Source organism: Sphaerimonospora mesophila, from assembly GCF_001417795.1.
Lineage (GTDB): Bacteria > Actinomycetota > Actinomycetes > Streptosporangiales > Streptosporangiaceae > Sphaerimonospora > Sphaerimonospora mesophila.
The window spans coordinates 60,174-72,485 of record NZ_BCBX01000046.1 but is presented as its reverse complement, the minus strand read 5'-3'; the positions used below and the strand labels follow the sequence as shown (position 1 = coordinate 72,485).

The following is a 12,312-nucleotide window of genomic DNA, read 5'->3' as shown; positions in this document are numbered from 1 at the left end:
GGTCAGGACTGCGTCCTGTCCTCGGGCCGGGCGGTGGGGTCGGTCGTCGAGGCCTGGCCGTACGGCGCCTGCTGGCCGTAGGGGTGCTGCCCGTAGTCGCCGTACGGCTGCTGCGAGCCGTACGGGCTCTGGGCGTCGTCCCCAGGCCGGCCAGGACGCGACCAGTTGCTCTGCACGTCGTGCCACTTCGCCTTGGCGTCCTGCCAGACTCGGCCGTCCTTGTTCTTGTCGAGCAGGTCCTGGGCGATGGAGGTGTTCTTGTTCTGCTCGGGCAGGAGGAGCCAGGCCACCGCGTACACGCCGATGCCGAGGCCGCCGAAGAAGCTGGCGACCGCCAGCCCCAGGCGCAGGATGTTGGGGTCGACGCCGATGTACTCCCCGACGCCGGAGCAGACCCCAGCGATGATCTTGCCGTTGTCGGTGCGTTGTAGCCGCTTGACCTGACCGTTGGTGTTCATCTCGTTCATGACTTCAGACTGCCCTTTTCATGCCTCCGTGCACATCGGGATTCCCCCTGGCGAGACCCCGACCCTTCCCGGATACGCTGGCCCTCATGGACGACCTCCTCGAGATCGATGACCAGCTCACACCGGAACATCGCATGGTCAGGGACTCCGCGGCGAGCTTCGTCTCCGACCGGGTCCTCCCGTACGTCGGGGACTGGTTCGAGCAGGGGGTCTTCCCGGCTCGCGAGCTCGCCCCCGAGCTCGGGTCGCTCGGCATGCTCGGCATGCATCTCGACGGGTACGGCTGCGCCGGCCTCGACGCGGTGTCGTACGGCGTGGCCTGCCGCGAGCTGGAGGCGGGCGACTCGGGGCTCCGGTCGTTCGTGTCCGTGCAGGGCTCGCTGGCCATGTTCCCGATCTGGAAGTACGGCTCGGAGGAGCAGAAACAGGAGTGGCTGCCGCGGATGGCGTCCGGGGAGGCCATCGGGTGTTTCGGCCTGACCGAGCCGGACCACGGCTCCGATCCCGCCGGCATGCGCACCACCGCCAAGCAGGACCCGTCGGGCGACTGGATCCTCAACGGCGCCAAGATGTGGATCACCAACGGTTCGATCGCGGACGTCGCCGTGGTGTGGGCCCGCACCGACGAGGGCATCCGCGGCTTCGTCGTTCCCACCTCGACCCCGGGGTTCTCCGCGCCGGAGATCCACCGCAAGATGTCGCTGCGCGCCTCGGTCACGTCGTCCCTCTACTTCGACGACGTACGGCTGCCCGCGTCGGCCGTACTGCCCGGCGTGGTCGGCCTGAAAGGGCCGCTCTCCTGCCTCAGCGAGGCGAGGTTCGGGATCCTGTGGGGGGTCGTGGGCGCGGGCCGTGCCTGCCTTGAGGCGGCGGTCGACTACGCCAAGACCCGCGTGCAGTTCGGCAAGCCGATCGGGGCGTTCCAGCTCACCCAGGAGAAGCTGGCCTGGATGGCGGTGGCCCTCGGCCAGGCCGGGCTCACCGCGCTGCACCTCGGCCGGTTGAAGGACGCCGGCAAGCTCAAGCCGCGGCAGGTGAGCTTCGGCAAGCTGGCCAACGTCCGGGCGGCGCTGGACATCGCCCGCGAGGCCAGGACCGTGCTGGGCGCCAACGGCGTGACACTGGAGTACCCGGTGATCCGGCACATGAACAACCTGGAGTCCGTGCTCACGTACGAGGGCACCCAGGAGGTGCACCTGCTGACCCTGGGCAAGGCCCTGACCGATCTCGATGCCTTCCGCTGACCGAGTATCGTGATCGGACGAAAGCACGTCGCCGGATGGCGGGTACGCTCTGTACCCTGCATCTGGGAAGTGTTTCGCGAAGCACGACCCGGCATGCCGGCAAGGGGTGCTAGCTCAATGGCAGAGCTGCGGACTTTTAATCCGTCGGTTCAGGGTTCGAGTCCCTGGCGCCCCACCCTCCATGAGCTGGGCAGACTCCCGAATGATCAGCCTTCGGGAGCCTGCCCGGTGGCAGTTGCGGGGGTCGTTCAGCCGTCCCACAACGCGCGGCCCATCCTCGCCATCGCGTCGCCGGCCAGGTTCTCCGTGACGTGCGTGTAACGCTTCGTCGTCGTGAGCTGGGAGTGACCGAGGATCACCTGAACGACCCGCACGTCCATCCCTTGCTCCAGGAGCAGCGTTGCCTGCTTGCCTCGCGTCGTGGACCCTGGCGTCCTTCTCGACCCCGGCCGGCTCTCCGGGCTACTGGAAATGACGGGATCTCCTGCGGATCCCGAGACAGTGGAGATCGATTAGGCGGGCCGGGAGACTCGGGTCATGAAGACTACGAAGCCCGGGGCACCTAACGAGGAGATGCGCCGGAAGAACCTTGGGGCGTTGCTGCGCTACGTCCACCTGAACGGGCCGACTTCGCGGGCGGTGCTGGCGGAGAAACTGGGGCTGAACCGCAGCACGATCATGGGGCTGACCGCCGAGCTCACCGCTCTGGGGGTGGTCAAGGAGGAGCTTCCTGACGATACCTGCAGGGCGGGTAGGCCGTCGCTGGTGGTCAGCCCGGAGACCGACCGCGTATTCGTGCTCGCCTTCGACGTCGCGGTGGACCGGCTGCTGGCCGCGCGGGTGGGTCTGGGCGGCGTCATACTCGATCGGCGTGAGGCCGTCCGCCAGCGCAAGTACCCCGACCTAGACGATGTGGTCGGAACCCTCGCCGAATTCGCCAGGCAGTTGCTCCGTAACGTTCCTCGCGATTCTGTATGCGTAAGCGTTGGCGCGTCATACTGTGGCATGATCCGGCCGGCGGACGGCATCGTGCGATTCGGCCCAAACACCGGCTGGGTGGATCAGGCGTTCGGGCCTGAACTGGAGCGCCGCTTGGCTCTGGGCCTGCCGGTCCGCGTCGGAAACGAAGCCCATCTGGGCGCGGTCGCGGAGAACCAGAGAGGGGCTGGGATCGGGTTTCGGAACCTCATCTATCTGCACGGCGATGTCGGTGTGGGTGGTGGCATAGTCGTCGACGGTAAACGCCTGGATGGCAATGACGGCTACGCTGCCGAGGTCGGACACATGATCGTGAACCCGTATGACGGCCGGCCGTGCGGGTGTGGTTCGCGTGGGTGCCTGGAGGCGGAGGTCGGGGAGGCCGCGCTGCTCAGTGCGGCCAACTGGCCTCCTGGGCTGACCGGGCGCGACGCGGTGGCGTCCGTGGTGCATGCCGCCGAGCGGGGCGACGAGTCCGCCAGAGCCGCGCTCAACCGCGTTGGGGATTGGCTGGGTGTCGGGGTGGCCAATCTGATCAACCTGTTCAACCCGGGTGTCGTGGTCTTCGGTGGGATGCTGCGTGATGTCTATCGAGGATCTGCGGCGCAGGTGCGGAATCGTATCGTCGCCGACGTGCTGCCGGTTTCGCGGGAACGAGTACAGCTGCGGATAGCGGCTCTTGGGGATGACACCACCCTGGTCGGTGGCGCGGAGTTGGGGTTCGCCGAGTTGCTGGACAACCCGGTCGAGGTCTTCAGGCGCGGATACCGCCATCGGCTCTAGCGCTTCTTGAGGAACTGACCGCAACACCGGAGATGTCGGTGTCCATGCTTCGGGGACACTGAGGGTCATCCACTGGTGGCTCCGATGATGAAGCACGAGGCCGCCCCCGTCCCTGATGAGGCCGGGGGGTGGGTGCTGGAGTTGCCGGGGCGTCGTCAGCCGGGCATGAGGCAGCGGGTTCATCCCGCCGCCGCGGTCATCGGCCGAGTCGTCTTGTCCGCAGCATCCGAGCGCGGCCAGGCTCGGCGCCGAGTGCGCCGGATGCTGGTCCGAGCTCTACGGAAGTCCAATCCTGTGCTCCCCTCCGGCGGATCAGCCGGTCCCCAACCGGCCTCCGGGGAGGATCGGACCGGGTTTCGATGGTAGGGCCGAAGCGGCGATGATCGGCTTCCTCATCCGATACCGGGCGGCGTGGCGCGTCGCCGAACCAAAGCAGTGACACCATCGCTGGAAGAGGCGGCGCCCTGAGTGAGACGCCACCGCGTTCAACGCCGAGGTGAGGCACGCGGTCACACGCGGGACCGGCATCCGCACGAACAGAAGGCGACCGCCGTACGTCGCGCGGGTACTGTGGTCCTGCCGAGAGACCGGAGACTCCAGTGGCGATCAGGTTGGTCATCGCGGACGATCAGGCGATGATCCGCGCCGGACTGCGCCTCGTCGTCGAGACGGCGCCCGGCATCGAGGTCGTCGGGGAGGCGGCCGACGGCCGTCAGGCTCTCAGCGTGGCCCGTCGGCTGCGGCCGGACGTCCTGCTGATGGACATCGCCATGCCGGTGCTGGACGGGCTGAGCGCCGCCCGGCGGCTCCTCGAAGACCCCGAACCACCCAAGATCATCATGTTGACCACGTTCGACACGGACGACAACCTGCACGCCTCGCTGCGCGCGCGGGTTCACGGTTTCGTCCTCAAGAGCTCACCCGCCGAGCAACTGATCGAGGCCGTACGCGCGGCCGCGGCCGGAGACGCGGTCATCGACCCCGCGGTCGCCCCACGTGTGATCGACTCGTTCGCGGCCCAGCCCCAGCCGACCCCGCCGCCCGAGCTGGCCACGCTCACCCCGCGTGAGCTGGAGGTGCTGCGGCTGATCGCGGACGGGATGTCCAACCCCGAGATAGCACGGGATTTGCGCATCGGCGAGGCGACCGTGCGAACCCATCTCGCCCATATCCTGCACAAGCTCGGCTTGCGCGACCGCATCCACGCGGTCGTGTTCGCCTATGAGGCCGGGATCGTACGGCCCGGGCGACGACGGGAGGGCTCGCGGGACGGCGTGCGGGACGAGTCGTGCTGAAGCGGCTGTTCCGCGACCGGCGGCCCACCTGGCCGGATCTGCTGCTCTCCCTCGCCGTGACCGTGGCCGGGCTGGTGGAGTCCTTCGGCCGCCAGGGGTTCGGCTACGACCAGATCGAGAACCCGGCGCCGAACGCCGCGGGAGCGATCCTCTCCGGGACGCTGCTGCTCTTCCGGCGCAGGTTTCCGATGACCGCTCTGCTGACGCTGACCGCGCTCGGCTTCGCCGTACAGAGGATGACGGACGGGGAGTACTACGCCGCGTGGCATCTCTACTCGACCCTGATCCTGCTGCACAGTGTGGGGAGCGCGGCCGAGTTGCGCAGCCGCCGCGGGATCGCCGGGCTGGGCTGCCTGCTGATCGCGTACGGCAACCTGCAGACGCTGCACCACATCGACATCCCCGAAGTCCTGATCACCGCCATCTTCGTGGGGGTGGCGTACATCAGCGGCATCCTGCTGCGCCGGCAGATGGACCGGACGGCACGGCTGGCCCAGTACAGCACCCGCCTGGAGATGGAACGTGAGGAGCGGGCCCGCTGGGCGGTGGCCGAGGAGCGCGCGCGGATCGCCCGCGAACTGCACGACATCGTCTCCCACAACGTGAGCCTGATGACCCTGCACGTGGGCGGGGTGCGCAGGATGCTCGGCGACGGCCCCGAACGGGAACGCGAACGCGCCTTGCTGCTCGGCGTCGAACAGGCCGGTCGGGAGACCGTCGGCGAGCTGCGGCTCATGCTGGGGATGTTGCGGTCCTTGGGCGACGGTGGCCTTCCCACTCCTCAGCCCGGCCTGGACCGTCTGGACGAGCTGATCGGGCAGGTCCGGGAGGCGGGGCCGCAGATCGAGCTGCGGGTCATCGGCACCCCGATGCCCCTGTCCTCCGGGCTCGACCTGTCCGCCTACCGCCTGATCCAGGAGGCCTTGACGAACGTGCTGAAACATGCGCGTGCCTCCGGGGTCGACATCACCATCGCGTACGGCCCCGCCGAGCTGAGCATCGTGGTGATCAACGACGGAGCGGGACCGGACGACGGCGCGGCCCGCCGCACGTCTGAGGGCGGACACGGCCTGATCGGGATGCGGGAGCGGACCGAGATGCACGGCGGCGAACTGTCCGCCGGTCCCATCGCGGGCGGGGGTTACCGGGTGTTCGCGAGGTTCCCGCTCGGCGACCCGGTAAAGGCCGGCTGAACCGGCTCCCCGGACCACTCGTCGTCGCTCATACGCAGCATCCGGAGCCCGATCACCCCGGCGCCGGCGAGATAGAGCGCCCCGCCCGCGATCGTGCCGTACGGGAAGATCGGCCCGGTCAGGATGCCGGCCAGCATCGCGAAGGGAGCCCACCACGGCCCCCGCCGTGCGTAGGCCAGGGCCAGGCCGAGCAGGAACAGGCCGACCAGCCCGATGAAACCCGGGATCTGGAAGGCGAATCGAGCGCCGGGATCGGCGAACGCCTGGTCCGCGAGCATGGCACCCGCCGCGGCGGGGAGGGCACGCTCGAGTCGGGAGTAGAAGAAGTCGCCGAGCATCAACCCGGAGAAGTTCACGATGCCGAGGAACGCGAGCCCTCCGGCGATGTGCCCGAAGACGACGCCACGCTGCCGGATCAGGTGGATCATGCCGATGATGCCGGGGAGCAGCAACACCCAGCTCCAGTGGAGCATCGAGGCGCTGACCGAGACCTGCTCCGGATACTGGCCGTAGACACCGACGGTGTCGTCGCCCCGTCCCTGTCTGAGCGCCGGGTCGACGACGATGCCCGCCACATAGACGAGCGGCGCGATGATCAGGCAGAGCCCGGCTGCCGATCTGCGAAAGGTGCGTGGATCTGCGAGCACCGACATTGGTCTTTCCCTTCCGTATGGACCGCATGAACAGGGCGGTCGGGTTGGGAAGGTAGGTGTCGGCGTCGCCGCGCGTCGTCCTCCCGAGGACCGATCGGCGCTCCTCGATTGAGCGGAGACGCGCCCACGGCCGGGTCGTCATCGACCGTAGGAGACCTCCACACGACGGCCGGGACGTTGCCGACGAGGACGCCCCTACGGCGCGGAGCGCGAAAGCGGCCGCCGGAGGGGCATCCGTCGTACGGCTTCCCCCGGCGGCACGCGGGGTTCGAGATGCCGATCGAAGCGGCGGGCGGCCCTTCCGCTTTCTTGGATTCTTCTGGCAGTCCGCTTGGAGCCGACGCATCTCGCGGTCCCGTTCCATCGAACCCGAGTGGGTCGATCCCGTCATGACCAGCGATGACGTGTGAATCGACAGGTGCAACACGGCTACTTGCTGCTTGCAAGTAGATCACAAGGATGCCTGTGGACTCTTGCCCTGACGGTGTGATCCCGGCAGACGTCATCGGACGTCGCCTGGGATATGTCGGGGAAGTGATGGGGGTGCGGGGGCGTGGGCGTGCGGAGCGCGGACGAGGGCGACCGTTCCGGTAGGGATGGTGATCTGCTGGAAGACGTCGCCAGGGCGGCTCTGGAACGTGTGACGGGTCTGGCGGCCCGTGCGACGGACTCCGGCGACGGATGGGTCGTCGCCGGCTGGGAGATCCACTCCAGCACGCCGTGGACGTACGTGCAGCCGGCGGATTCGAAGGAGCGCGCCCAGGGCTGGAAGCTCCACGTGTCGGCGACGCCGCTGTCGGCCCCGGTGGTCCTGGCACGGGTGACGGAGGTGCTGGGCCGGCGGGAGTGCCCGTTCAAGTTCGCCGCCACACTCGAAGAGCTGTGCAAGCTGATCTCACGCGAGCAGGACCGTGGATCGGTGGGCAAGTTCATCACGGTCTACCCGCCTGACGACGAGACCGCGGTGTCCATCGCCGAGGAACTGCATCAGGCCACCCTGGGACTGCCGGGTCCGCCGATCCTGTCCGATCGCGTGTACCGACCCGGGAGCCTGGTGCACTACCGGTTCGGGGTGTTCTCCGCTCCGGGTGAGTTGAACAACGACGGCTCCTACGAGTGGCGGCTGACCGCGCCCGACGGTACCCGGGTGACCGATGAGCGCAACGCGTGGTATTCCCCGCCCGCATGGGCGGTGTGTCCGTTCGAGTCCGGTCAGGCGCCGGCCCGGACCACACCACCGCAGGCGGTGTTGCTGGCCGATCGGTTCGTGGTTCGCGAAGCCATCCGGCACGGCGCCAAGGGCGGGGTCTTCGTGGCCGAGGACCGGGTGGCGGGCGGCGAAGTGGTGCTCAAGCGCGCCCGGCCGCACTCCGGTTCCGCACTCGACGGGTCAGACGAGCGGGACCAACTGCGCCATGAGGCGCGCATGCTGGAGCTGTTCGGGCCGCTGGGCGTCACCGCGCGCAAGGTCGCGCTGTTCGAGAAGGACGGCAACCTGTTCCTGGCGCAGGAGCGCCTGCCCGGGATCACCCTCACCCGCTGGGCCGTCGAACGGCGCTCCTCCTGTCCGGCCGCGGACCGGCACGGGGTCGTGGTGGGCCTGGCACGGCGGCTGGCGGCCCTGGTCGCCGTGGTGCACGCGCAGGGGTACGCACTGCGTGACCTGACGCCGAACAACGTCATGGTCACCCCAGACGACGAGTGTCTCCTGATCGATCTGGAGATGGCCGCGGTGCCCGGCACCCACACGTCGCGGATCTTCACCCCAGGGTACGCCCCGCCCGAGCAGGTGGCCGCCGCCGAATACGGGCCCGCCCTCGGTGTGGAAGCCGACCTGTTCGCCCTGGGAGCGACGGTGCTCTTCATGGCCACGGGCTGTGACCCGATGATGGGAGGCGACCTGCCCGCCGGGGCGCGGTCGTGGGACTCGCGAGTGAACACACTGGTGAGCGTGGCGACCGCGGGCGACGCGACGGCCACCGCCCTGACCCCCATGATTCTCGGCCTGATGCGGGAGGATCCCGCGCGGCGCTGGAATCTGCGGCGGGTGCGGGCGTTCCTGGACGAGCAGGCCGCCGGTCCCGGACCGGCACCCGTCACCGACGGCGGCCACCGCCCGGGCACGGCCGAGCAGGACCTGCTGCTGCGTGACGGGCTCGCCTACATCCTCACGTCGATGTCGCCGGCCGTGTCGGCCGACCGTTCGCCGCGAGGTTCCCTGTGGCCGGTGAAGGGGTTCGGCTCCACCGCCGACCCGTGTGCCGTGCAGTACGGCTCGGCCGGAGTGCTGAGCATGCTCGCCTCGGTCGTCGAGCCGGGCTCGGCCGGCGTGGCGCACCTGCCCACCGCGCTGCACGCCGATCTCGTGGCGGGCCTGCGGGGTGCGGCGGGCTGGACGGTGCGCCGCCTGGCCGGGGAGCACCGGCCCTCACCGGGGCTGTACTTCGGGCGGGCGGGCATCGCCTGCGGCCTGTACGAGGCCGGTCGTGCCCTGGATGACGAGGGCCTGCGTACGGCGGGTGCCGACCTGGCCCTGGGCCTGCCGACGAGCTGGCCCAATCCCGATGTGTGCCACGGCCTGGCCGGCGCGGGACTGGCCCTGCTGCGTTTCTGGCAGGCCACCGGCGATGCCCGGTTCGCCGACCGGGCGGACGGGTGCGCCGAGGCGCTTTTGCGGGCCGCCCAGCGCACTTCCACATCGGTGCTGTGGCCCATCCCCAAGGACTTCGACTCCAAGCTGGCGGGCGTGGTGCACTACGGCTTCGCGCACGGAGTCGCCGGGATCGGCGCCTACCTGCTGGCGGCGGGCATCGTTCTGGAGCGCGAGGACTGCCTGCGGACGGCCGAGGAGGCCGGGGAGACCCTGCTCGCCGTGGCCGACCACCGGGGCGACGCCGCCTGGTGGGTGGAGGGCCCGGGGGGCAAGGTCGGGATGGCGCACTGGTGCAGCGGTTCCTCCGGCGTGGGCACGTTCCTGGTCCGCCTGTACGCGGCCACCGGCGATCCGCGGTACCGCGACGCCGCCGCGGCGGCCGCGGTGGCCGTGCACGCCAACCGCCTGAGGGCGGGCTCGTCGGCCTGCCATGGACTGGCCGGTGACGGCCAGTTCCTTCTGGACATGGCCGAGCTGCTGGACGAGCCGGCCTATCGCCGGCAGGCCGAGGAACTGGCCGCCTGCCTGTGGGCGCGCGCCGTCGTCCGCGACGGATCGCTGGTGGTCCCAGACGAGAGCGGCTTCGAGATCAGCCTGGGCTGGAACACCGGGCTGGCCGGTGTGCTGGCCTTTCTGCACCGGTTGCGCCACGGTGGGCCGCGCCCCTGGATGGCCGACCCGCCCGATGGCGGCTCGGTGCGCGGAGCACCCACGGGGGCGGCGCGATGAGCACCCTCGTCACCCCGGCGGCGCGAGCACCCCGTGCCGATGTCCGGCGGATCAACTTCCGTTTCTCCGGGCGCGGGCGGTACGCCACCTGCCTGGCCGGCCACGGTCGCCGCCACCTGGTTCCGGAGGTGTGGGACCTCACCGGGGAGGTTCCCAGGTCCAGGGTGCTGCGCATCCATGACGGCGGAGCCTTCTCGGCCGTACCGGTGGCCACCGACGACGGCCATGTGCTGCTGTGCCGCCCGGGCGCCGACGGCACGAACCACCTGCTGCTGGCCGTCCCCGCCCGGGACGCGGAGGGTGGTGCCGGAGCCGCCGAGGAATACCCGCTGGCCACCGTGCGCGACCGCGGCGTGCGTCTCCTCCCCGGCCCGGCCCCGGGAACGGCGGCGATGGCCTTCGTGACCAGCGCCGATCGGGACACCACGCTGTTGCGCCTGTCCGGCCGGGCCGAAGCGCCCCAATGGATCGCCGGGCTGCCGGGTCTGCTCCGCGGCGGGGTCTGGCTGGACGAGACGGGCGATCGCCTGGCCGTGACCTCCGACCAGGCCGGGACGGCCACCGTGATCCTGGATCTGGTCCGCGGCACCCTGGCTCCCCCGGCCGGATGGGCGAGCGATGAGCATCTGCTGCTGGCTGCGCCCCGCACCGGAGTGCTGGTCACCGCTGTGAGGCACGAGGGCGCCTACCGGCTCGGCGTCCGCCACCGTGACAGCGAGGACCCCAGCGTCTTCCCCGAACGGCTGAACGCGATCGACGGTAGCGTGACGCCGCTGGCTCTGGATCCCACCGGACGGCGCCTGGCCCTGGCGGCCACCCGCGGCGTGCGCTCCCACCTGTTGCTGCATGACCTGACCGACGACGCCACCGACGAGATCGACCTCCCCCCTGGGACGTTGCACCCGTCAGCGCGCTGGACCGACAGCGGCCTGCACCTGGTCCTCAGCACACCGGATCGCCCCCCGGGCGTGGTGACGGTGCACGACTCGTCCCCGCCGCGTGGCCGGCCGACCCGGGAACCGGGCCAGACCGGGTGGGCGGCGGCTCGCCCCCGAACCTACGACGGGCCGGCGGGAAGCATCGAGGCGATCGTGTACGGCGACCCGGCCACCAGCGGCCAGATCGTGCTCGCGCTGCACGGCGGCCCCGAGTCCTCCTGGCAGCTCGGCTTCGACCCGCTGTTCCAGCGACTGGCCGAAGCGGGCATCGCCGTGGTCGCGCCCAACCAGCGCGGCAGCACCGGATACGGTCCGGCCCATCGCGACGCCATCCGTGGCGCGTGGGGCGGCCCCGATCTGGCCGACGTCGTCCACCTGGGCCGCGCCCTGGCCGCCGCACGTGGTCCCGGCCGTGAGCGGCCGATGCTGTACGGCGTGAGCTACGGCGCCTACCTGGCGCTGCTGGCCGCCGCCGCACAGCCGGACCTGTGGGCCCGTGTCGCCGTCGTCGCGCCGTTCCTGTCCGGACGGGAACTGTACGAGGACGGGCCGCCCACGGTGCGTACCATGCTCGACCGGCTCGGCGGCCGTGAGGTGATCGACGACGACCTCGGCCCGCGCGACATGATCCGGCTGGCCGGTCGCGTGCGGTCGCCGCTCCTCATCGTCCATGGAGAACGGGACCCGATCATCCCGGTCACCCACTCCCGGCGGCTGTACGAGCGGCTGCGTGAAATCGGAGACCGCGAAGGCGGAGACCTGACCTACCTGGAAGTCGCCGGCGTCGGTCACGACCCGTTCGTGGAAGGCGACGGGCACATCGTCCTCGACCGCGTCGTCGACTTCCTCCACACCTCACCACCCCCTTCCCGCTAGCGCCGCGGAAGTTCGGCATGCCGCGCATGCCGTCCGCGTCCGCCCGCTACGTACGGGACCCCGGACCCGGCCCCCTACCCTGCCCGCCGGCTCGACCGACGGGAGTGGTCAGGAGGACCGGAACACAGGCCGCCGCCACAGGGGCGAACGGCCGAGACCGTGATGGACAAGAAGAAAGGACCGCGATGGAACTCGACCTCAACGCCCTGGACATGCTCCCCGCCACCGAGGAGTCCCAGCTGCAGATCTGCTCTGAGACCTGCATGATCTCCTGCAAGCGCTGGGCCACCTGCGGGAACACGATCAGCGGCTAGACGGCGGCCGGCGCTTGCCGATGAGTGATCGGTCAAGCGCCCGGTAGCCCCTGCGGTGAGGTCCTGATGTGCTCGTCCGGGCCTCACCGCAGTCGGCACGCCGCTGGTTCGGGCTCGCCGGGCGGACCCGGCCGACTCCCTGTGTGCCCTTTCCTCACCGGCGGGAGGGGCTCGGGGCCATCGGAGCGG

The 12,312-nt window shown here is 70.2% G+C and carries 10 protein-coding genes and 1 tRNA gene; 8 read left to right on the top strand and 3 right to left on the bottom strand.

Annotated features, from left to right (window positions below; genetic code table 11):
- Positions 1 to 2: 2 nt before the first annotated feature.
- Entirely contained in the window at positions 3 to 467 is a 465-nt protein-coding gene (locus AP234_RS34370; RefSeq protein ID WP_063843101.1) for a PspC domain-containing protein, read from the bottom strand.
- A gap of 86 nt (positions 468 to 553) precedes the next feature.
- Here AP234_RS34370 and AP234_RS26940 point away from each other — a divergent pair, with 86 nt between their 5' ends.
- Positions 554 to 1,711, top strand: coding sequence for an acyl-CoA dehydrogenase family protein (locus tag AP234_RS26940; protein ID WP_055482543.1), 1,158 nt, complete (start codon positions 554 to 556; stop codon positions 1,709 to 1,711).
- Positions 1,712 to 1,814: 103 nt separating this feature from the next.
- Positions 1,815 to 1,886, top strand: a tRNA-Lys gene (locus AP234_RS26935).
- 73 nt (positions 1,887 to 1,959) lie between these two features.
- On the opposite strand, the gene AP234_RS35355 is transcribed toward AP234_RS26935, so the two are convergent.
- Positions 1,960 to 2,184 (bottom strand): tyrosine-type recombinase/integrase, encoded by a 225-nt coding sequence (locus tag AP234_RS35355; protein WP_268778087.1) that lies wholly within the window; start codon positions 2,182 to 2,184, stop codon positions 1,960 to 1,962.
- Positions 2,185 to 2,248: 64 nt separating this feature from the next.
- Between AP234_RS35355 and AP234_RS26930 the strand changes: the two genes are divergently transcribed.
- The 3 genes from AP234_RS26930 to AP234_RS26920 all read left to right on the top strand — a co-directional run bounded on the left by AP234_RS26930 (position 2,249) and on the right by AP234_RS26920 (position 5,960).
- Positions 2,249 to 3,472, top strand: a complete 1,224-nt coding sequence (locus AP234_RS26930) for an ROK family protein (protein ID WP_055482542.1) — start codon at positions 2,249 to 2,251, stop codon at positions 3,470 to 3,472.
- Positions 3,473 to 4,071: 599 nt separating this feature from the next.
- Positions 4,072 to 4,767, top strand: a complete 696-nt coding sequence (locus tag AP234_RS26925; protein ID WP_083502474.1) for a response regulator — start codon at positions 4,072 to 4,074, stop codon at positions 4,765 to 4,767.
- The gene (locus tag AP234_RS26920; RefSeq protein WP_055482541.1) at positions 4,761 to 5,960 is read left to right on the top strand and encodes a histidine kinase; all 1,200 of its coding nucleotides are present in this window, start codon (positions 4,761 to 4,763) and stop codon (positions 5,958 to 5,960) included. The genes AP234_RS26925 and AP234_RS26920 overlap by 7 nt, the downstream gene beginning before the upstream one ends.
- Here AP234_RS26920 and AP234_RS26915 read toward each other — a convergent pair.
- On the bottom strand, positions 5,909 to 6,613 hold the full coding sequence (locus AP234_RS26915; RefSeq protein ID WP_055482540.1) for a hypothetical protein: 705 nt from the start codon (positions 6,611 to 6,613) through the stop codon (positions 5,909 to 5,911). The genes AP234_RS26920 and AP234_RS26915 overlap by 52 nt on opposite strands.
- A gap of 553 nt (positions 6,614 to 7,166) precedes the next feature.
- On the opposite strand from AP234_RS26915, the gene lanL reads away from it, so the two are divergent.
- The 3 genes from lanL (at position 7,167) to AP234_RS38185 (ending at position 12,123) form a co-directional block, all read left to right on the top strand.
- Positions 7,167 to 9,995 carry a class IV lanthionine synthetase LanL gene (lanL, locus tag AP234_RS26910; RefSeq protein ID WP_055482539.1) on the top strand — a complete coding sequence of 943 codons (2,829 nt, stop codon included), beginning with the start codon at positions 7,167 to 7,169 and terminating at the stop codon, positions 9,993 to 9,995.
- A complete protein-coding gene (locus tag AP234_RS26905) occupies positions 9,992 to 11,809 on the top strand; it encodes an alpha/beta fold hydrolase (protein WP_055482538.1) in 1,818 nt (605 codons plus the stop codon). The genes lanL and AP234_RS26905 overlap by 4 nt, the downstream gene beginning before the upstream one ends.
- Positions 11,810 to 11,994: 185 nt before the next feature.
- Positions 11,995 to 12,123 (top strand): ALQxL family class IV lanthipeptide, encoded by a 129-nt coding sequence (locus tag AP234_RS38185; protein ID WP_200926737.1) that lies wholly within the window; start codon positions 11,995 to 11,997, stop codon positions 12,121 to 12,123.
- Positions 12,124 to 12,312 lie beyond the last annotated feature (189 nt).